Raw genomic sequence first — 17,954 nt, 5'->3', positions numbered from 1 at the left:
GCCGTCGCCGGTGTGGCAGCCGGGGAATGTCGGCCCCGCGCCCTACGGTGTGGAGGTATGACGAGGTCGTGGCCGGATCCGCCCCCGCTGTTCGAGCTGGATGAGCTGGATCACCCCGGTGAGACGACCACGTGGGTGCCGCGCGTCGAGGCCGCGGCGTCCGTGGAGGTCGAGACGGTCGTCGAGGTCGAGGTCGAGACGGTGGTCGAGGTCGAGGCCGTCGTCGACGTCCCGGTGGATCGCTGGACGAACCGGATCGGCGTGTTCGATCTCGAGACCACGGGCGTCGACGTCACCGAGGACCGGATCGTCACGGCGTACGTCGGTCTGCTCGACGCCGCGGGCGAGGTCGTGCACGAGGAGCACTGGCTCGCCGACCCCGGCGTCGACATCCCCGAGGGCGCGACGGCCGTGCACGGCATCACGACCGAGCACGCGCGCACGCACGGGCGTCCCGCGGTCGAGGTCGTGGCCGAGGTCACGGCGGCCCTGCGCACGCTGCTGTCCGCGGGCATCCCGGTGGTCGCGTACAACGCCGCGTACGACTTCTCGCTGCTGAAGTACGAGGGCGAGCGCCACGCGCTCGACTGCCTCGACGGGCCCGCGCCCGTGATCGATCCGCTCGTGATCGACAAGACGCTCGACCGCTACCGCAAGGGCAAGCGCACGCTCGACGTGGTCGCCGCGCACTATGCCGTGCCGCTGGAGTCCGCGCACGAGGCGTCGGCGGACGCGATCGCGGCCGGCCGCGTCGCCCTGGCCCTCGCGGAGCGCTACGCCGATCACCTGCCCGAGGATGTGCTCGAGCTGCACACCCGTCAGGTCGGCTGGGCGCGGGAGCAGGCCGAGAGCCTCACGGAGTACTTCATCAAGATCGGCCGCCTCGAGCCCTCCGAGGCGCTGGACGGCTCGTGGCCGGTGCGCTGACGACGGCGTAACCTCGCCTCATGGCCCGCGACGACGGCATGGAGCGCCTGCGGCGCAAGTACCCGCTGCAGGGCGCCGGATCGGCCATGGACGCGGTGTGGCGCCCCTCGGCGCACGACGCCGACATCGAGGCCCAGTCCCTGAAGATCGTGCCCGTTCCCGCGCCGTCGCCCGACAAGGGCCCGGGCGTCCTCGACTTCGACAACGGGACCATCGAGATCCGGGTCGACGACGAGACCTGAGCGTCAATCCTCCGGCTCGGCGGCCCGCGCATCCTGACGGCTGCCCGCCGGAGGCGGCTCGCGGACCATCGCCGCCGCGTCCGGGCCCTCGTCCTTCCGGATCTCGACCCGCACGGAGTCCCATCGGGGCAACCGTGTGCCGGGCGCGGGATCCTGGCTGACGATCCAGAACAGTCCCGGCCACGCGAGCGCTCCGATCGGCGGACCGTCCGGATCCGGGTTGGCGAGAGAGACGCCCGCCTCCATGGCGAGATCCCGCCCCATGTGGAACGGCAAGCCCACCACGTCGGGGACGATCATCATCGGCCTGGTCATGCCGCGACTGTAGATCCAGCACGCCGGACGCAGGAAGCCCGCAGACGCAGAAAGACCCCGCCGGAGCGGGGTCTTTCGGAGGAACGAGGGCTTACTTGGAGCCGAAGTTCTTGAAGCGCGCGTTGAACTTCTCGATGCGGCCGGCCGAGTCCATGATGCGTTGCTTGCCAGTGTAGAACGGGTGCGAGGCCGACGAGATCTCGACATCGATGACGGGGTACTCGACGCCGTCCAGCTCGATCGTCTTGTCGCTGCTCACGGTCGAACGCGTGAGGAAGGTCTCGCCCGAACCGAGGTCGCGGAACACGACCGCCTTGTACTCGGGGTGGATGTCAGTCTTCATGGGGGTCCTTGCCAAGAGGGTTTGAAAGTCTTCCGGTGCTTGGGCACCAGCGGACGAGTCTACCAGATATCGCGCGGGAGGCGATCCGGACGGCTCCGGTCAGTGCGCTCGGGCGGCGAAGCGGCCGCCGTCCTCGGTGAGCGTGATCGCCAGGCCGAAGGCCTCCGAGAGGTTCGCGTCCGTGAGGGTCTCCGCGATCGGGCCGGCGGCGACGGCCTTGCCGTCGCGCAGCAGCAGCACGTGCGTGAAGCCGACGGGGATCTCCTCCACGTGATGCGTCACCATCACGAGTGCCGGGGTCACGGGCGACTTCGCGTACTCGCTCAGCAGGCCCACGAGCACCTCGCGCGAACCGAGATCGAGGCTCGCGGTGGGCTCGTCGAGCAGCAGCAGCTCGGGGTCGGTCATGATCGCGCGGGCCACCTGCACGCGCTTCTGCTCGCCCTCGCTGAGCGTGCCGAACGTGCGGTCGGCGAGGTGGTCGAGACGCCACTCCTGCAGCACCCGCAGCGCGCGGCGCTCGTCGATGTTCTCGTACTGCTCGTTCCAGCGGCCGAGCACCGAGTACGCGGCGGTCAGCACCGCGTTCAGGACGGTCTCATCGGCCGGGATCCGGCGGGCGAGCGCGGCGGAGGCGAAGCCGATGCGGGGACGCAGCTCGAAGACGTCGGTGCGGCCGAGCTTCTCGTCCAGGATCTCGACGGTGCCGGACGTCGGGTGGATCAGCGTGTCAGCGAGCTGCAGGATCGTCGTCTTGCCGGCGCCGTTGGGGCCGAGCACGACCCAGCGCTCGTCGTCGTTCACCGCCCAGGTGAGTCCATCCACGATGTTCCGGCCTTCTCGGCGGACCACGACGTCTTCGAAGGAGAGCACAGTGGGCATGCCCCGAGCCTACCCGCGCGGGCGGCGCCGCCCGGCCGGACGCGCGGTCCGCTGCCGGTACGCTCGTTGCTCGTGACCGCGCGCCTCCTCGTCGTCCTCGACGCCGACTCGACCCTGATCCGCAACGAGGTCATCGAGCTGATCGCCGACGAGGCCGGGCGCGGCGCCGCGGTCGCCGCCGCCACCGAGGCCGCCATGCGCGGCGAGGTCGACTTCGCCCAGAGCCTGCGTTCGCGCGTGCGCGAGCTCACCGGCGTGCCGGTCGCGTCGTTCGCGCGCGTGCGCGCCCGGATCGAGCCGACCCCGGGCGTGACGGCGCTGATCGACGCGGTGCACGCGCGCGGTGGCCTGGTCGGCGTGGTCTCGGGCGGCTTCCACGAGATCCTCGACGAGCTCGCCCCGCACCTCGGCGTCGACCTGTGGCGCGCGAACCGCCTGGTCGCGGCCGACGGCGCGCTCACGGGCGAAGTCGACGGCCCGATCGTCGACGCCGCCGCGAAGCGCGAGTGGCTCGTGCGCTGGGCCGACGAGCACGGCGTGCCGCTGTCCCGCACGATCGCGATCGGCGACGGGGCGAACGACCTCCTGATGCTCGAGGCCGCGGGCCTCGGCCTCGCCTTCAACGCGAAGCCCGCCGTCCGCCGAGCCGCTCCCCTGGTGATCGGCCCCGTCGACCTGGCCCAGGTCATCCCGCTGCTGCCCTGAGCGACGCTCGGCCGCTCGTAGGGTGGGCCCATGCCGATGTCGTCCTACGTCCGATCCGTGCGCGCGAAGATCGGGCACGATCTGCTGATCCTGCCGGGCGTCACCGCGGTCATCCGCGACGGGGATCGATTCCTGCTCGCGCGGCAACGGGACACGAAGCGCTGGAGTCTCGTCGGCGGAGGCGTCGAGCCGGACGAGCAGCCGCGCGACGCGATCGCGCGGGAGGTGCGAGAGGAGCTCGGCGTGGCGCCGCGGATCGTGCGCGTCGTCGGCGCCTACGGCGGCCCCGAGCTGCGCTCGGTGCTGCCCAACGGCGACGAGGTGGCGTACGTCACGATCGCCTACGAGTGCGCGCTGCCGGCGGGTGAGCTCGCGCTGGAGGAGCACGAACTGCTGGAGACCGCGTGGTTCACGCGCACTGAGGTCGCATCGCTGACGCGACACGTGTGGATCGACCGGGTGCTCGCGGACGCCTGACGGTTCACCGGGGCGACGAGTTGTCCACAGCCACCCCGACTTTCGAACGAATGTCCGAGGCTGGTGGGAGACTGGAGGCATGCCGAGGTTCACGGATGCGGATGACGTCAGCTGGGGGTTCACCCCCGCTGAGCGCACACGCACCCGTGCCGCGATCGCGGAGCTCCAGTCCATCCGCGCGCGACGCGCGAAGCTGGACGCCCGCGAGGCGGAGCTGCTCGCCGGCGTGACAGGGATCGCGTTGGATCAGATCTCCCGCGACCCGAACGGCAGCGACTACGCGTTCCCGATCCGGTCCATGGCCGTCGAGCTCGCGCTCGCGCTGAAGGAGTCCCCGCGTGCGATGCAGGGGCGGATGGACCGGGCGTGGCAGCTGGTGGAGCGGTTCCCGGTGACGCACGCCGCCCTCGCGGAGGGCCGGATCACCGACCGGCACGCGCGGGAGATCGTCGCCGCCGGGGCGGACATCTCCCGGCCCGAGGCGCGCGTCGCCTACGAGACGGAGATCGCCGCGCTTGCGGAGCACGCGACGCCGCACCGGATCAAGGACACCGCCAAGCAGGTCGCCGAACGGCACCAGCCCACCACCCTCGCCGAGCGGCACGAGCGCGCCCGCGCCGACCGGCGCACGTTCGTCGAGGACCTGCCCGACGGGATGGCGATGCTCGGCGTCATCGGTCCCGCCCCGGCCGTCCACGGCGCCCACGACCACCTGACCCAGACCGCGCAGGCCGTCAAGCGCGATCGCCGCGCCGTCACGCGGGAACTTGACGGCATCGAGCCCGCCCCGGACGACCCGGCGTACGCGAAGTACACGGACGACCGTCACCTCGCCCAGCTGCGCGCCGACATCGCCCTCGACCTGCTGCTCACCGGCGAGCCCACCGGCCACGACCTCGACCGGGCCGTCACCGCCACGATCGAGATCACCATCCCGGTGACGACCCTGGTCGGGCTCGACGACGGGCCGGCGCTGCTCGCCGGGTACGGCCCCATCGACCCCGACACGGCCCGCCGCCTCGCCGCAGACGCCACCGGCTGGGAGCGGGTCTTCCTCCACCCCGACACCGGAGCGCTCCTCACGGTCGACCACTACACGCCCAGCGCCGCGCAGCGCCGGCACCTCCTCGCGCGCGACCGCACCTGCCGCGTCCCCGGGTGCACCACCCGGGCGAAGCACTGCGACATCGACCACACGATCCCGTACTCCCGCGGCGGTCCCACCGACGTCGGCAACCTCGCCGCGCTCTGCGAGCCCCACCACACGATGAAGCACCACTCCCCCTGGCGTTTCCGGCACCTCGGCCACGGCCGCCTTCGCTTCACCAGTCCCGCCGGCTACGACTACATCGACAGCCCGCCGATGATCTTCACCGGCGGCCCGCCGGCGCCCTTCTAGCGAACGGGCCGAGGATGGATGATCGGACCATGACCGACCGACCCGGTTCACCCGCGAGGCGTCTCTCGCCGCAGCGCATCCTGCAGTCCGTGACGCTCGCCCTCACCGTCGTCGCGGGCCTGGTCGTGCTGCTCGGGCCGGGCTACACGGTCGCGACGGCCGATTCGAGCGGCGTGCAGACCCTCCGCTCCGCGACGGTCCTCGAGGAGCTGGGGCCCGGCGCCGTGCTGATCGCGCTCGTCCCGGTCGGCCTCGCGGCGATGCCGCTGCTCGCGGGCCCGCGCGTGCGGCAGGCGGTGACCATCGCGGCGGCGATCCTCCTCCTCGCGTGGGGCGTCCTCGGCGCGCTGACCATCGGCATCTTCTACGCCCCCGCGACCCTCTCCGCGATCGCTGCGGTGTTCGTCCCACGACACCCCGCGACATCGCTCGTCCGAGGACACGCGTGACTGCGCGAATGCCGCTGAACATCGTCGAGAGCGGGAGCGGTGACCGCTGCGCCGTGCTGCTGCACGGGATGATGGGGTCCGCGGAGAGCTGGTGGCGCATCGCACCGCGGCTCGTCGACGCCGGTTACCGCGTGCTCGCTCTGGATCTGCCGGGGCATGGCCTGTCCCCTCGCGATCCGACAATCACTCTCGACGGCGCGATCGAAGCCGTCGTCGAGACCCTGCGCCAGGTGACCACCCCGCCGCCGATCGTCGCGATCGGGCACTCCTATGGCGGCCGGCTTCTCGCCGCGGCGGCGGACCGGATCAAGCCCGAGCTCTCGATCTATGTGGACGCGCCGTTCTCGGTCGCCGGCGGAGCGGATCGCGAGGCGGTGCTGGCCGGGTACGAGACCGCTCGTCGGCGACGCACCCCGGCCTGGCTGCGCACCACGCGCCCCCACTACCGCGAGACGGACGCGGTCGTCGAGGGACGTGCGGCCGCGCGCTTCGACCCCGCGACGTCGGCCTCGATCGCCGCGAGCACGGGCGGTGCCTGGCTGCCCACACCCGGATCGATCGTCGTGCGGGCGGAGCCGAGCGAGTTCGTGTCCGCGCGCGACGCGGCCGATCTCGAAGCTCGCGGTGTCCGTGTCCGCAGCATCCCGAGCGCCTCGCACAGCGTCTGGTACAGCCACTTCGACGAGTTCGTGGCGGTGCTTCCCGAGGTGTTCACGCCTCCCGCGGTTCCGGATGTCGGCGGCCCGGAATAGCCTTCCGGCATGGCGGACATCATCCTGATCCCTGGTCTGTGGCTCGACGCGGCGTCGTGGGATCCGATCGTTCCCGCGCTCGAGGAGGCCGGGCATCGCGCGCATCCGCTGACCATGCCGGGCGTGGGCGCGTCCCGGGACGAGTCGGCCGGCATCGGGATCGAGGACTGGGTCGACGCTGTCGTCGAGCGGATCGACGCGGTCGACGGACCGGTGGTCGTCGTGGGGCACTCCGGCGGCGGGAACGTCGCCTACGGGGCGGCGGACCGACGGCCGGACAAGGTCGGGCGGCTCGTGCTGGTCGACACCATGCCGCCGCCCGACGGCCAGGGCATCTCCGAGTTCCCCGTCGTCGACGGCGTCGTGCCGTTCCCCGGATGGGACTTCTTCGACGACGAGGACGTGCACGACCTCGATGCCGAGACCCGCGCCCGCACGGCGCCGCTGGCCAGGTCGGTGCCCGCCCGCGTGCCGACCGACGCGCTGCGGCTGAGCGACGACCGGCGCTTCGCGGTGCCCGTCACGATCCTCTCCGGCGGTCAGGACGAGGCGGCGCTGCGAGAGATGCTCGCGCAGTGGCCCGCGTGGGGCGCGAACTTCGACGCGATCGAGTCCGTCGAGGTCGTCACGCTCGGCACCGGGCACTGGCCGCAGTTCTCGAAGCCCGACATCCTCGCCGAGGCGATCCTGGAGGCCGTGCGGTAGGTCAGTGACCCATGCCGAGGCCGCCGTCGACCGGGATCACGGCGCCCGAGATGTACGCGGCGTCGTCCGAGGCGAGCCATGTCACGGCCGCGGCGACCTCCGCGGCGCTGCCGTAGCGGCCCGCCGGGATGGCCTTGCGGTACTCGGCCTGCGTCGCCTCCGGCAGCTCGGCGGTCATGTCCGTCTCGATGAAGCCCGGCGCGACGACGTTCGCGGTGATGCCGCGCCCGCCGAGCTCGCGCGTGAGCGAGCGCGCGAAGCCCACCAGCGCGCTCTTCGACGAGGCGTAGTTGACCTGGCCGGCCGAGCCGTAGAGGCCCACGACGCTCGAGATCAGGATCACGCGGCCGAAGCGCGCCTTGAGCATGCCCTTCGACGCGCGCTTGACGACGCGGAAGGATCCGCCGAGGTTGGTCGCGACGACGCTGTCGAAGTCGTCCTCGCTCATCCGCATGAGCAGCGTGTCCTTGGTGATGCCGGCATTCGCGACGACGACCTCCACCGACCCGAGCTGCCGCTCGACCTCGGTGAACGCCGCGTCGATCGACGCACCGTCCGTCACGTCCGCGCGCACCGTGAGCGTGCCCTCAGGGCCCTCCCCGCTGCGCGCGGTCACGGCGACGCGGAAGCCCTCCTGCACGAACCGCTCGGCGATCGCGCGGCCGATGCCGCGGTTGCCCCCGGTGACGAGGACCACACGGCCCGTGTTGTCGGTGCTCACGATGCTGCTCTCCTATCGCTGGCGATCCTGGCCAGCCTACTGACGAGGCCGCGGCCTGCCCGGGTGCGCGCGCACAACGCTGGGCACGCACGGCTGTGCGCGAAGGACAGCGGCGTAGGCTGGAGGAACCGTGAGATCCGCCCGCCGAACCCCTCCCTCCGCCGCGCAGTCGGCGACGTCGCTGCCGGTCGCACCGGCCGACGATGCGGGCGTCCGCGTGCGCAACTACCTGCTGACGATGGGGATCCGGATCGCGTGCCTCGTGCTGATGGTGGTGGTGCAGCCGTACGGCTGGTACAGCTTCGTCTTCGCCGCGGGCGCGATCTTCCTGCCGTACTTCGCCGTCGTCGGCGCGAACGCCGCCAGCGCCCGCAGCGTCGCCGTGGCGGAGCGCCCGGAGATCGCGCTCGAGGCGCCGCCGTCCGAGAAGCCCGAGGCGGCCGCCGCCGAGGAGCGGCCGGTGCCGCCCACGGTCATCCGGATCGCCGAGGCGCCCGCGCCGGCCCCGCACCCCGCGCCGGGCCCGCAGCATCAGCCGGGCGAGCACCCCGGTCCGGCGGAGCGCGCATGATCGGCGATCTGCTGCGCGGGCTTCAGCAGGGCGGCGGTCCCGGGGTCCCCACCTGCTCGCGCGCCGGCTGCACGGACCCCGCGACGTGGTCGATCGCGTGGCGCAACCCGAAGATCCACACCGAGGACCGCCGCAAGACCTGGCTCGCGTGCGACGAGCACGTCGGCTATCTGCGCGAGTTCCTCGCCGCGCGAGACTTCCCGCTCGAGGTCGGCCCCCTCGAGGCCGGCGCGACGAACGAGGCCGACGCATGAGCCGCCCGTTCCTGCAGCGCCGCGCGGCGCGCTGGGGCGTGTACGCCCTGATCGCAGTGCTGTTCGCGATCGCGTGCGGGTTCCTGTCGCACTGGCAGTTCTCCCGCAACGAGGAGCGCGCCACGATGCTCGCGCTCGTGGCGGCGAACTACGACGCCGATCCCCTGCCCGTCGAGGACGTCCTCGACCGCGGCTTCGCCCCCGGCGACGAGTGGCACCCCGTGCTGCTGACCGGCCGCTACCTGGCCGACGACCAGCTGCTCGTGCGCAACCGGGCGCAGGGCGGCACGAGCGCGTTCGAGGTGCTGGTGCCGTTCGAGCTGGCGGACGGCCGGATCGTCGTGATCGACCGCGGCTGGGTCGCGCCGGGCGAGGATGCGGTGCCGGACGACGTCCCCGCCGCACCCGACGGCGAGGTCACGGTCATCGCGCGCCTGCGTCCGGGCGAGCCCCTGCCGTCCTCCGGCCGCAGCGCGCCCAACGGCCAGCTGCCGACCATCCACCTGCCATCGGTGGCCGAGCGCACGGGACCGCAGACCGAGACCGCGTTCTACGGCCTGATGGTCACCGAGGATCCCGCCCCGGCCGCGCGCCCGAGCGAGCTCGCGGCGCCGACCGACGATCCGGGACCGCACCTGTCGTACGCGATCCAGTGGATCCTGTTCGCGATCATGGGCTTCGTCTTCATCGCGTACATGATCCGGACCGAGATCCGCGCCCGCCGCGAGGACGCGCAGGTCGCAGACCCCGATTCGGGCGACGACGAGGAATGGACGCCCCGCCCCCGTCCCGTGCGACGGCGCCGGAAGGACCGCGACGCCGACGAGGAGGACGCGCTGATCGACGCGGGCGGCTGAGCCGCCGCCCGACAGGCGACGTCAGGCGGACGCGACGCGGCTCAGGCCAGCGTGATCAGGTCGAGGTACGACTTGTTCCAGATGTCCTCGACGCCGTCCGGCAGCAGCAGCACGCGCTCGGGGTTGAGCGCCTCGACGGCGCCCTCGTCGTGCGAGACCAGCACGACCGCGCCCTCGTAGTGCGACAGCGCGCCGAGGATCTCCTCGCGCGAGGCGGGGTCGAGGTTGTTGGTGGGCTCGTCGAGCAGCAGGACGTTCGCACTCGAGACCACGAGGGTCGCGAGCGACAGGCGCGTCTTCTCGCCGCCCGACAGCACACCGGCGGGCTTGTGCACGTCGTCGCCCGTGAACAGGAACGAGCCCAGCACCTTGCGGGCCTCGGTCTCGTTCAGGTTCGGCGCCGCCGAGACCATGTTCTCCAGCACCGAGCGCTTCACGTCGAGGTTCTCGTGCTCCTGCGCGTAGTAGCCGATCTTCAGCCCGTGACCGGGCTCGATCTGGCCGGTGTCGCTCTTGTCGGCGCCCGCGAGGATCCGCAGCAGCGTGGTCTTGCCCGCGCCGTTCAGGCCCAGCACGACGACCTTCGAGCCCCGGTCGATCGCGAGGTCCACACCCGCGAAGATCTCCAGCGCGCCGTAGGACTTCGACAGCGACGAGGCCATGAGCGGTGTCTTGCCGCACGGCGCCGGCTTCGGGAAGCGCAGGGCGGCGACGCGCTCGACCTGGCGCACCTCCTCCAGACCTTCGAGCAGCTTCTCCGCGCGCGCGACCATCTGGTGCGCCGCGGCGGCCTTCGACGCCTTCGCGCCGAAGCGCGCGGCGCGATCCTGCAGCGCCGATGCCTTCTTCTCGGCGTTGGCGCGCTCCTTCTTGCGGCGCTCCTCGTCGGCCACGCGCTGGCGCAGATAGTGCTTCCAGCCCATGTTGTAGATGTCGATCACCTGGCGGTTGCCGTCCAGGTAGAACACGCGGTTGACGGTCTCCTCGACGAGGTCGACGTCGTGGCTGATCACGATCAGCCCGCCGCGGTATGACTTCAGGAACTCGCGCAGCCAGATGACGCTGTCGGCGTCCAGGTGGTTCGTGGGCTCGTCAAGGATCATCGACTCGGCATCCGAGAACAGGATGCGCGCGAGCTCGATGCGCCGGCGCTGGCCGCCGGAGAGCGTCTTGAGCGGCTGATCCAGGATCCGGTCCGGCAGCGAGAGGTTGTTCGCGATCGTCGCGGCCTCCGCCTCGGCCGTGTAGCCGCCGAGGGCCTCGAAGCGCTCCATGAAGTGCGCGTAGCGCTTCATGGCCTTCGCCGCGACCTTCTCGTCCGCGTCCCCCATCTCGACCGACGCCTCGTGCATGCCGAGCTGCAGCGAGCCGAGCCCGCGGGCGTCGAGGATGCGCGTGCGCGCGAGCTGCTCCGGATCGCCGCTGCGCGGGTCCTGCGGCAGGTAGCCCAGCTCGCCCGTGCGGTCGACGCGCCCGTTCGCGGGGACCAGGTCGCCCGCGAGCACCTTCGTCAGCGTGGTCTTGCCGGCGCCGTTGCGGCCGACGAGGCCCACCTTGTCGCCCGGGCCGACGCGGAACGAGACGTCGGACATGAGCATGCGCGCGCCGACGCGGATCTCGAGGTCGTGCACGGCGAGCACAGGCGGGTGTCCGTTCTGCGGAGGGGGCGGGAGGATCGGCCCGAGAGTCCGGATCAGGATGGGCCAGCTGACCAGTATAGGAGGCGCTTCCTGTGGTGTTCTCGACCGCGCTACGCGAAGTAGAGCGGGTGGTGCAGGCGGCAGTTCGGATTGAACGCGCCGCCGCAGCGTGCGCACGTGGACGCGGCGAGGTACTCGTCGATGGAGGATGTCCGTCCGCACACGCCGCACAGCAGCGCGTGCGTGCCGCGCGCGTCGGCCGGCCAGCGGCGCGCGGGATGATCCGCGTCCTCCTCGTGGCAGGAGTGGCAGGGATACCAGCGCCCGCAGCACGGGAACAGGATCGCGAGCACGTCGAGCGGGCCCGCCCAGTGCGCGCAGCGCGTCTGCGCGTCCACCACCGCGCCGTGCACGAGGTGCGCGCCCACGGCGACCGTCATGCGATCCCCCGCGCCGTGAGCGCGTCCGCGACGTCGTCGGCGTGACGCAGCGACATCACCAGCAGGGTCACGATCGCGCGCGGCCCCAGGCGCACGCCCCGCGCGCGCTGGGCGTCGCGGATGCGCGCGGCGAAGTCGGCCACGACGGGCACCAGCGCGATCGTGAGGGTCAGGGTGAAGCCCACGCGCCACGGATCCACGCCCACCCGCCGCAGCGGCGAGAGCACGCGCTGCAGCGCCTCGAGGAGGTCCGACGTCCGCGTCGTGAGCGTCAGCAGGCCCGCGAGCATCACCACTGAGACGACGCGCGTGGTGTTCACGAGCGCGTCGGCGGGCGTCAGGAAGATCAGCTGCGTCGCCGCGACGAACACCGCGATCCACCGCGCGGCCCACAGCTGCCGCAGCCACGTGACCGGGCCGAAGCCGCCGAACGCGAACGCCACCGCCACGACCGCCAGCGCGATCCCCGCGAGCGGCACCGTGCGCGCCCCGAGGGAGATGACGAGCGCCAGCACCGCCAGGCCGGCGAGCTTCGCCCCGGCGGGGGCACGGTGCAGCGGGCTGGAGCCGGGGCGGTAGAGCGAGATCACGGGCCCGTCTCCCCATGGGCCGACTCTCCGTGGGAGGCGTCCTCGTGCACGGCGCGGTAGCGGGCGATCACCTCGGCGGGATCCCCGGCCTCCGCGAGCCGGCCGTCCGCGAAGCGCAGCACCACGTCGCAGCGCGCCGCGAGGTCGAGATCGTGCGTCACGACGACGACCTGCGCCGCGACGTCGCGCATCAGCAGGTCGCCGATCCGGCGCGCGTTCCCCAGGTCGAGCAGCGTGGTGGGCTCGTCCGCGACGACGAGCCCGGGTTCGCGGATCAGCACCGAGATCAGCGCGACCAGCTGCTTCTGACCGCCCGAGAGGCTGTAGACGGGCTGGTCGGCGCGGTCCGCGAGGCCGTGCCGCGCGAGCTCAGCCGCGACGCGCTCGGCGACCGCGGCGCGATCCATCCCGCTGCCGCGCAGTGACAGCGCGATGTCCTCCGCCACGGTCGGCATCAGGATCTGCGCATCCGGGTTCGTGAAGACGAAGCCCACGTGCTCGCGGATCCGCTTCGCTTCGCGGCGCACGTCGATGCCGTGCACCGCGACGCGCCCCGACGTCGGGGCGACCAGGCCGTTCAGCAGCCGCGCGAACGTGGACTTCCCGGATCCGTTCGCCCCGATCACCGCGATGCGGGGCTGGTCGAGGCGCACGGAGAGGTCGCGCAGCACGGGGCGTCCGCCGAGCTCGACCGACACCCGGTCGAGCGCGATCGCGCCTCCGTGCCCCGCGCGGGTCGTCATCGGAGGGCGTCCGCGGGCTCCTCGGCGGCGCGGGCGGGCGCGATCCCGAACGCCGGCGGGTACGCGCGCCACAGCGCGACCGAGAGCAGGGTCGCGACGACCACCTTGGCGAGGTCGCCGGGCAGGAACACGACGTTCGAGACGGCGGCGTCCGCGAGGGGGATGCCGGTGACGAGCGAAAGACCGGGGATGCCGAACGCGTACACGACGAGGACGCCGCCGATCGTCGCGCCGAGCGCCACGCGCCACCACCGGATAAGGGCTCCCGCGGCCTGCGAGCGCGCGATCAGCCCCGTCACGATCACGCCCGGGACCCAGCCGATGAGGTAGCCGACCGTGGGACCGACGAAGACGCCGAGCCCGCCGCTGCCGCCGGTCAGGACGGGCAGTCCCACCGCGGCCAGGACGATCACGACGAGCACCGCGGCCGCGCCCCGGAGCGGGCCCAGCACGATGCCCGCGAGCATCACGCCGAGGGTCTGCAGCGTGACCGGCACCCCCGTGGGCAGCGGGATCTGGCCCGCGATCCCGAGCACGATGACGATCGCGGCGAAGATCGCGATGCGCGCCAGATCGCGCGCCTCGAAGCGGGTGGACTCGGCCATTGCTGCTCCTCCTGAACCGCGTCGCGCCGGCGACGCCTCCTGAACACCGTTCACCTGAACGCCGTTCAGTATAGTGAGCCGCATGGATGCCCGTGACGCCCCACCCGTCACGGAGCGCCATACGCGCGACGGCATCGTCGACACGGCGCTGCGCCTGCTGGAGGAGACCGGCCTGCCGGATCTGTCGATGCGCCGCCTCGCCGCCGCGCTCGGCGTGCAGCCCAGCGCCCTGTACTGGCACTTCGAGAACAAGCAGTCGCTGCTCGCCGCGGTCGCCGACCGGATCGTGGCGGCCGCCCCCGCCGTGCCGGCCACGAGCGACGGCCACGCCCGGGTCACGGCCGTCGCCTTCGCGGTGCGCGATGCGCTCCTCGCCCACCGCGACGGCGCGGAGATCGTGATGAGCACGCAGGCGCTGGGCCTGGGCTCCGACGCGTCGCACACGCGCCTGCGGGAGGCGCTGGGCGGCGACGCGGGCGCGGCCACGGTGCTGCTGCAGTTCATCCTGGGACACGCGTCGCTCGTGCAGCAGCGGATCCAGGCCGCCCGTTTCGGCGCCTATCCGCAGACCGAGGCCGAGGTCGTCGCGCAGACGTCGGCCGACTTCGCCGCCGGCATCCGGATGATCCTCGCCGGACGGTGACGCCTCAACCCGTGCGCTCGGCGATGCCCCGACGCCAGTAGCCCATGAACGCGACGCGGCGGCGGTCGACGCCGTGGCCGGACACCAGCAGGCGGCGCAGCGACTTGATCGTCGCGGCCTCCCCCGCGATCCACGCGTAGAACTCGCCCTCGATCGGCTCGGGACTGTCCCACAGCAGCTCGACGTCGACGTCGACGTCGGCCAGCTCCTGCGGCCGCGGCGACGCCGCGAGCGACAGCACGTCGCCGTGCCCGTGCGCCCAGTCGGTCACGGCCTCGATCAGGCCCTCGCCGTGCTCGCGGTCGGGCCGGCCCTCGCGCTCGCGCACGATCCAGCGGACGTCGGCGTGTGCGGGAGCGGCGAACACGCCGATGTCGGCGACGCTCGGCACCTCGACGAACACGTCCGCGACGCGGTCGGCGGGGAGGCTCTCCAGGATGCCGCCGATCGCCGGCACGGCGGTCTCGTCGCCGATCAGCAGCACGCGCGAGGCGTTCGCGGGGCGCCAGTCGATGCCGCCGCGGGAGTGCGGGCTGCGCTCGTCGGGTCCGACGATCACGATCTCCTCGCCGCCGCGCACGTTCTCGGCCCACGTGCCGGCGGGACCCGCGTCGTGGTGCACGACGAAGTCGACCGTGAGCTCGCGCGCCGCCGGGTCGATCCGGCGCACGGTGTACGTGCGGAACGGGTTGCGGCGCTCGTCGGGGAGAGCGCGCCACACGTCGTACCAGTCGCCCGTCAGCTGCCGGTCCTCGTCGTCCTGCCCGATGTCGCACATCGAGCCGTCCGCGAGCGGGAAGATCAGCTTGATCCGCTGATCCAGGCCCGCGGTGCCGAAGTGCTCGAAGTCGTCGCCCCCGAACGTCACGCGCGCGAAGTGCGGGCTCAGGCGCTCGACGCGCCGCACGACGGCCCGGTACGGCCGGTACGCGGGACGGACGGGCGGCGGGGCGAGATGGGTCACGAGAAGACAGTGTACGTTAGGCCAGCCTTACCTCTCGTGCGCGTGCCCCAGGCGCACGCCCGGGGCGAGTGCGAGCAGCGCGAGCACCGCCGCGATGCCGAACACGACGGGGAACCCCGCGCCCGTCGCGGCGAGCGACGTGAACGCCAGGCCCATGATCGCGATCGTCGCGGAGGCCCCGACCGAGTCGCTGATCTGCAGCGCCGACGAGTTGAAGCCCTCGTTCGCGCGATCCGAGTAGGCCAGGGTCAGCACCGTCAGGCGCGGGTACATCAGGCCCATGCCGAATCCCGCGAACGCCCACATCGCGATCGGCACGATGGCCGGCAGCGACAGCAGCGCGGTGACGGCGCATGCGACCGCGGCCGTCAGCAGCAGGACGACGCCGAGCACCGCGATCCGCGTGTTGCCGATCCGGTCGCCGTGACGCCCCGACACCTGGGCGCTGATGGCCCACGCGATCGCCGCCGTCGTGAGCCCGAGGCCCGCGAACGCCGGCGAGAAGCCGAAGCGGTCGATCAGCAGGTACGGCACGTAGATCTCCGCGCCGAACAGCGAACCCGCGATGAGCCCGCGCATCAGGATCACGCTCGGCAGCCCGTGCCGGCCGCGCAGGGTGCCGCGCGGCAGCAGCGGCAGGACGGCGAAGCCGATCACGACGATCGCGCCCGCCGCGATCCCCCATCCCACGGCCGGGGCGAGCGAGTGGGCGAGCTCGCCGGTCAGGCCCAGGGCCAGCGCGGCCACGGCCACGAAGACCGCGAACAGGAGCCGGCGCGCGGCGGTGAGGTCGCGCGCACCGGCGGACCCGCCGGACAGGTGCCGCAGCCGCGGCGCGACCATCGCGAAGGCCACGACCGTGAGCGCGGCCAGCCCGCCGAAGACCCAGCGCCAGTGCAGCTGCTCCGTGACGATTCCCGCCAGGAACGGCCCGACGAGCGAGGGCACGACCCACGCGGCGGAGAACAGCGCCATGACGCGGCCGTGCAGGGCCGCCGGGTACACGCGCGCGACGACCACGTAGAGCGCCACGACCTGCGCGCCCGAGCCGAGGCCGGTGATGAGCCGGCCGAGCACCAGGATCTCCATGGTCGGCGCGGCCGTGTCGATCGCGAGACCGACCACGAACAGCGCCACGGCGATCGTGAGCGGCGCGACCGGGCCGGAGCGGTCGGACCACGCGCCCGCCGCCACCATCCCGATCACACCCGTCGCGAGCGTGCCCGAGAACGCGAGCGCGTACAGCGCGTCGCCGGACAGGTCGGCGCTCACGATCGGCATCACCGTGGTGAGCGCGAGCGACGTCAGCGCCGCAAGGAAGATCAGCGACACGGATCCGAGCGTCACCCACAGCGCCCGCGGGTCCCACAGCGACGTCAGGGCCGGCTCGGCCACGGCCTCGGGGCGCGCCGTGGGCACCGGGCCCGTGAATCCGCGCGGATCGGCGCTCAGCGGATCCGTCACTTCGACTCGCCCGGCACGGCGCCGCCGACCAGCGCGCCGATGCGGGTCACGGCCTCGGTCAGGATCTCCGGGCCGGTGCCGAAGTTGACCCGGACGTGGCCACGCCCCTCGTCGCCGAACAGCGGCCCGAGGTGCAGGGCCACGCGCGCCTCCTTGCGGATCCGCACGGCGGGGTTGTCACCCCAGCCGAGCGCGGACAGATCCACCCACGCCAGGTAGCCCGCCTGGCCGGGGAGATAGCGCGCACCCGGGACGTGCTCGGCGAGCAGGTCGCGCAGCAGGATGCGGTTGAGGTCGAGCCGCGCGATCAGCGCGTCGAGCCATGCGTCGCTCTCCGCGAAGGCCGCGACGTTCGCGAACACGCCGAACAGCGACGTCCGCCACTCCACCTCGGCGGGCAGCGCGCGCACGATCGCGTCGGGGCCGTCGGCCGCCGTGACGACGAACGCGCACTTCAGGCCCGCGAGGTTGAACGCCTTGCTCGCGCTGGTGAGGGCGAAGCCGAACTCGGCCGCCTCGGGCGCGGCGTCCAGGAACGGCGTGAACGTCGCACCCGGCAGGGTCAGCGGCGCGTGGATCTCGTCGCTGATGATCCAGGCGCCGTGTCGCTGCGCGATGCGCGCCAGCTCGGCGAGCGTCTCCCGCGGGTGCACCGTGCCGGTCGGGTTGTGCGGGTTGCACAGCAGCATGGCCTTCGCGCCGCCCGCGAACGCCGCCTCGATGCCCTCGAGGTCCAGGTGCCAGCCGTCGGCCTCGGCGATGAGCGGCACGCGCTCGATCTGCGTGCGCGACTCGTCGTTCACCGCGAAGAACGGCGGATAGACCGGCGGGGTCACGACGACGCGGTCGCCCGGCTCGGTCACGGCGCGCAGCAGCTCGGCGACGGCCATCATCACATCGCATGTGGTGCGCACGCGCGCGGGGTCGGGCGTCCAGCCGAAGCGCCGCTCGGCGAAGCCCGCGAACGCTTCGGGCAGCGGGGTGCGCGGCGGCGTGTATCCCGTGTCGCCGCGCTCGACCGCCTCGCTCAGCGCGCGCGTGATCGCCGGCGCGAGCGGGAAGTCGGTCTCGGCCACGAACAGCGGCAGGACGTCCTCGGGGTACGTCCGCCATTTCGAGCTGCTCCGCCGGCGCAGCTCGGCGAGCGGCAGGGCTTCGAGGGGGGTGATGCTCACCGGATCGAGCCTAACGTCCGCCGGAGACGACGGAAGGCCCGGGGTCTCCCCCGGGCCTTCCGAGAACTGCGAACCAGACCCACTCGCGAGC

24 protein-coding genes are annotated in these 17,954 nt (G+C 72.7%); 12 read left to right on the top strand and 12 right to left on the bottom strand.

Translation table 11 applies throughout. The annotated features are described in order from the left end of the window. The first annotated feature begins 57 nt into the window (after positions 1 to 57). A complete protein-coding gene (locus tag AAD528_RS00300; protein ID WP_345750050.1) occupies positions 58 to 927 on the top strand; it encodes a 3'-5' exonuclease in 870 nt (289 codons plus the stop codon). A 20-nt stretch (positions 928 to 947) separates the two neighbouring features. Further along, positions 948 to 1,169 carry a hypothetical protein gene (locus AAD528_RS00295; protein WP_345750049.1) on the top strand — a complete coding sequence of 74 codons (222 nt, stop codon included), beginning with the start codon at positions 948 to 950 and terminating at the stop codon, positions 1,167 to 1,169. A gap of 3 nt (positions 1,170 to 1,172) precedes the next feature. On the opposite strand, the gene AAD528_RS00290 is transcribed toward AAD528_RS00295, so the two are convergent. The 3 genes from AAD528_RS00290 to AAD528_RS00280 all read right to left on the bottom strand — a co-directional run bounded on the left by AAD528_RS00290 (position 1,173) and on the right by AAD528_RS00280 (position 2,709). Further along, a complete protein-coding gene (locus tag AAD528_RS00290; protein ID WP_345750048.1) occupies positions 1,173 to 1,484 on the bottom strand; it encodes a PASTA domain-containing protein in 312 nt (103 codons plus the stop codon). 91 nt (positions 1,485 to 1,575) lie between these two features. Then, positions 1,576 to 1,827, bottom strand: coding sequence for a type B 50S ribosomal protein L31 (locus AAD528_RS00285; RefSeq protein WP_345750047.1), 252 nt, complete (start codon positions 1,825 to 1,827; stop codon positions 1,576 to 1,578). A 99-nt stretch (positions 1,828 to 1,926) separates the two neighbouring features. After that, positions 1,927 to 2,709 carry an ABC transporter ATP-binding protein gene (locus AAD528_RS00280; RefSeq protein ID WP_345750046.1) on the bottom strand — a complete coding sequence of 261 codons (783 nt, stop codon included), beginning with the start codon at positions 2,707 to 2,709 and terminating at the stop codon, positions 1,927 to 1,929. 72 nt (positions 2,710 to 2,781) lie between these two features. Between AAD528_RS00280 and serB the strand changes: the two genes are divergently transcribed. The 6 genes from serB (at position 2,782) to AAD528_RS00250 (ending at position 7,196) form a co-directional block, all read left to right on the top strand. After that, positions 2,782 to 3,414, top strand: coding sequence for a phosphoserine phosphatase SerB (gene serB / locus AAD528_RS00275; RefSeq protein WP_375339557.1), 633 nt, complete (start codon positions 2,782 to 2,784; stop codon positions 3,412 to 3,414). Between the two features lie 30 nt (positions 3,415 to 3,444). After that, on the top strand, positions 3,445 to 3,891 hold the full coding sequence (locus AAD528_RS00270; RefSeq protein WP_345750044.1) for an NUDIX domain-containing protein: 447 nt from the start codon (positions 3,445 to 3,447) through the stop codon (positions 3,889 to 3,891). A gap of 79 nt (positions 3,892 to 3,970) precedes the next feature. Next, positions 3,971 to 5,290, top strand: a complete 1,320-nt coding sequence (locus AAD528_RS00265; protein ID WP_345750043.1) for an HNH endonuclease signature motif containing protein — start codon at positions 3,971 to 3,973, stop codon at positions 5,288 to 5,290. A gap of 29 nt (positions 5,291 to 5,319) precedes the next feature. Then, the gene (locus AAD528_RS00260) at positions 5,320 to 5,739 is read left to right on the top strand and encodes a hypothetical protein (RefSeq protein ID WP_345750042.1); all 420 of its coding nucleotides are present in this window, start codon (positions 5,320 to 5,322) and stop codon (positions 5,737 to 5,739) included. Continuing rightward, positions 5,736 to 6,491: an alpha/beta fold hydrolase gene (locus tag AAD528_RS00255; RefSeq protein WP_345750041.1), complete on the top strand. Its 756-nt coding sequence runs from the start codon at positions 5,736 to 5,738 to the stop codon at positions 6,489 to 6,491. Before AAD528_RS00260 ends, AAD528_RS00255 begins: the two co-directional genes overlap by 4 nt. 9 nt (positions 6,492 to 6,500) lie before the next feature. After that, complete coding sequence (locus tag AAD528_RS00250; RefSeq protein WP_345750040.1) at positions 6,501 to 7,196, top strand: alpha/beta fold hydrolase; 696 nt, start codon at positions 6,501 to 6,503, stop codon at positions 7,194 to 7,196. A 1-nt stretch (position 7,197) separates the two neighbouring features. Here the strand turns inward: AAD528_RS00250 and fabG are convergent, their stop codons facing one another. After that, positions 7,198 to 7,917: a 3-oxoacyl-ACP reductase FabG gene (gene fabG / locus AAD528_RS00245; RefSeq protein WP_345750039.1), complete on the bottom strand. Its 720-nt coding sequence runs from the start codon at positions 7,915 to 7,917 to the stop codon at positions 7,198 to 7,200. A gap of 130 nt (positions 7,918 to 8,047) precedes the next feature. Here fabG and AAD528_RS00240 point away from each other — a divergent pair, with 130 nt between their 5' ends. From AAD528_RS00240 to AAD528_RS00230, 3 genes are read left to right on the top strand one after another with little or no spacing between them, the layout of a single operon-like run. Then, positions 8,048 to 8,488: a DUF3099 domain-containing protein gene (locus tag AAD528_RS00240; protein ID WP_345750038.1), complete on the top strand. Its 441-nt coding sequence runs from the start codon at positions 8,048 to 8,050 to the stop codon at positions 8,486 to 8,488. Then, positions 8,485 to 8,742 (top strand): hypothetical protein, encoded by a 258-nt coding sequence (locus tag AAD528_RS00235; protein WP_345750037.1) that lies wholly within the window; start codon positions 8,485 to 8,487, stop codon positions 8,740 to 8,742. The genes AAD528_RS00240 and AAD528_RS00235 overlap by 4 nt, the downstream gene beginning before the upstream one ends. Further along, the gene (locus AAD528_RS00230; protein WP_345750036.1) at positions 8,739 to 9,599 is read left to right on the top strand and encodes an SURF1 family cytochrome oxidase biogenesis protein; all 861 of its coding nucleotides are present in this window, start codon (positions 8,739 to 8,741) and stop codon (positions 9,597 to 9,599) included. The genes AAD528_RS00235 and AAD528_RS00230 overlap by 4 nt, the downstream gene beginning before the upstream one ends. Before the next feature lie 41 nt (positions 9,600 to 9,640). On the opposite strand, the gene abc-f is transcribed toward AAD528_RS00230, so the two are convergent. The 5 genes from abc-f to AAD528_RS00205 form a co-directional block, all read right to left on the bottom strand. Further along, positions 9,641 to 11,239: a ribosomal protection-like ABC-F family protein gene (gene abc-f / locus AAD528_RS00225; RefSeq protein ID WP_345750035.1), complete on the bottom strand. Its 1,599-nt coding sequence runs from the start codon at positions 11,237 to 11,239 to the stop codon at positions 9,641 to 9,643. A gap of 110 nt (positions 11,240 to 11,349) precedes the next feature. Continuing rightward, positions 11,350 to 11,679, bottom strand: coding sequence for a CHY zinc finger protein (locus AAD528_RS00220; protein ID WP_345750034.1), 330 nt, complete (start codon positions 11,677 to 11,679; stop codon positions 11,350 to 11,352). After that, on the bottom strand, positions 11,676 to 12,269 hold the full coding sequence (locus tag AAD528_RS00215; protein ID WP_345750033.1) for an energy-coupling factor transporter transmembrane component T family protein: 594 nt from the start codon (positions 12,267 to 12,269) through the stop codon (positions 11,676 to 11,678). The genes AAD528_RS00220 and AAD528_RS00215 overlap by 4 nt, the downstream gene beginning before the upstream one ends. Beyond that, complete coding sequence (locus AAD528_RS00210) at positions 12,266 to 13,012, bottom strand: energy-coupling factor ABC transporter ATP-binding protein (RefSeq protein WP_345750032.1); 747 nt, start codon at positions 13,010 to 13,012, stop codon at positions 12,266 to 12,268. The genes AAD528_RS00215 and AAD528_RS00210 overlap by 4 nt, the downstream gene beginning before the upstream one ends. Then, positions 13,009 to 13,617, bottom strand: a complete 609-nt coding sequence (locus AAD528_RS00205) for a biotin transporter BioY (RefSeq protein WP_345750031.1) — start codon at positions 13,615 to 13,617, stop codon at positions 13,009 to 13,011. The genes AAD528_RS00210 and AAD528_RS00205 overlap by 4 nt, the downstream gene beginning before the upstream one ends. Positions 13,618 to 13,699: 82 nt before the next feature. Between AAD528_RS00205 and AAD528_RS00200 the strand changes: the two genes are divergently transcribed. Then, positions 13,700 to 14,260, top strand: a complete 561-nt coding sequence (locus tag AAD528_RS00200) for a TetR family transcriptional regulator (RefSeq protein ID WP_345750030.1) — start codon at positions 13,700 to 13,702, stop codon at positions 14,258 to 14,260. A gap of 4 nt (positions 14,261 to 14,264) precedes the next feature. Here the strand turns inward: AAD528_RS00200 and AAD528_RS00195 are convergent, their stop codons facing one another. Genes AAD528_RS00195 through AAD528_RS00185 form a run of 3 tightly spaced genes read right to left on the bottom strand, consistent with a single transcriptional unit; the run spans position 14,265 to position 17,863 of the window. Continuing rightward, positions 14,265 to 15,224, bottom strand: a complete 960-nt coding sequence (locus AAD528_RS00195; RefSeq protein ID WP_345750029.1) for a siderophore-interacting protein — start codon at positions 15,222 to 15,224, stop codon at positions 14,265 to 14,267. Between the two features lie 27 nt (positions 15,225 to 15,251). Continuing rightward, positions 15,252 to 16,688, bottom strand: a complete 1,437-nt coding sequence (locus AAD528_RS00190) for an MFS transporter (RefSeq protein WP_345750028.1) — start codon at positions 16,686 to 16,688, stop codon at positions 15,252 to 15,254. Beyond that, entirely contained in the window at positions 16,685 to 17,863 is a 1,179-nt protein-coding gene (locus AAD528_RS00185; protein ID WP_345750027.1) for a MalY/PatB family protein, read from the bottom strand. The genes AAD528_RS00190 and AAD528_RS00185 overlap by 4 nt, the downstream gene beginning before the upstream one ends. Positions 17,864 to 17,954: the final 91 nt, after the last annotated feature.

This window comes from Microbacterium rhizophilum (genome assembly GCF_039605615.1).
In the GTDB taxonomy this organism is placed as follows: domain Bacteria; phylum Actinomycetota; class Actinomycetes; order Actinomycetales; family Microbacteriaceae; genus Microbacterium; species Microbacterium rhizophilus.
Note: the sequence above shows the minus strand (reverse complement) of the source record. Positions and strands in the feature narration are given on the sequence as shown.

Coding starts and splice junctions, on each gene's coding strand:
- AAD528_RS00205 (WP_345750031.1), bottom strand. CDS start 13,617: ATGGCCGAGTCCACCCGCTTCGAGGCGCGCGATCTGGCGCGCATCGCG.
- AAD528_RS00235 (WP_345750037.1), top strand. CDS start 8,485: ATGATCGGCGATCTGCTGCGCGGGCTTCAGCAGGGCGGCGGTCCCGGG.
- AAD528_RS00265 (WP_345750043.1), top strand. CDS start 3,971: ATGCCGAGGTTCACGGATGCGGATGACGTCAGCTGGGGGTTCACCCCC.
- AAD528_RS00200 (WP_345750030.1), top strand. CDS start 13,700: ATGGATGCCCGTGACGCCCCACCCGTCACGGAGCGCCATACGCGCGAC.
- AAD528_RS00300 (WP_345750050.1), top strand. CDS start 58: ATGACGAGGTCGTGGCCGGATCCGCCCCCGCTGTTCGAGCTGGATGAG.
- AAD528_RS00220 (WP_345750034.1), bottom strand. CDS start 11,679: ATGACGGTCGCCGTGGGCGCGCACCTCGTGCACGGCGCGGTGGTGGAC.
- AAD528_RS00280 (WP_345750046.1), bottom strand. CDS start 2,709: ATGCCCACTGTGCTCTCCTTCGAAGACGTCGTGGTCCGCCGAGAAGGC.
- AAD528_RS00295 (WP_345750049.1), top strand. CDS start 948: ATGGCCCGCGACGACGGCATGGAGCGCCTGCGGCGCAAGTACCCGCTG.
- AAD528_RS00250 (WP_345750040.1), top strand. CDS start 6,501: ATGGCGGACATCATCCTGATCCCTGGTCTGTGGCTCGACGCGGCGTCG.
- AAD528_RS00260 (WP_345750042.1), top strand. CDS start 5,320: ATGACCGACCGACCCGGTTCACCCGCGAGGCGTCTCTCGCCGCAGCGC.
- AAD528_RS00230 (WP_345750036.1), top strand. CDS start 8,739: ATGAGCCGCCCGTTCCTGCAGCGCCGCGCGGCGCGCTGGGGCGTGTAC.
- AAD528_RS00290 (WP_345750048.1), bottom strand. CDS start 1,484: ATGACCAGGCCGATGATGATCGTCCCCGACGTGGTGGGCTTGCCGTTC.
- AAD528_RS00270 (WP_345750044.1), top strand. CDS start 3,445: ATGCCGATGTCGTCCTACGTCCGATCCGTGCGCGCGAAGATCGGGCAC.
- AAD528_RS00285 (WP_345750047.1), bottom strand. CDS start 1,827: ATGAAGACTGACATCCACCCCGAGTACAAGGCGGTCGTGTTCCGCGAC.
- AAD528_RS00210 (WP_345750032.1), bottom strand. CDS start 13,012: ATGACGACCCGCGCGGGGCACGGAGGCGCGATCGCGCTCGACCGGGTG.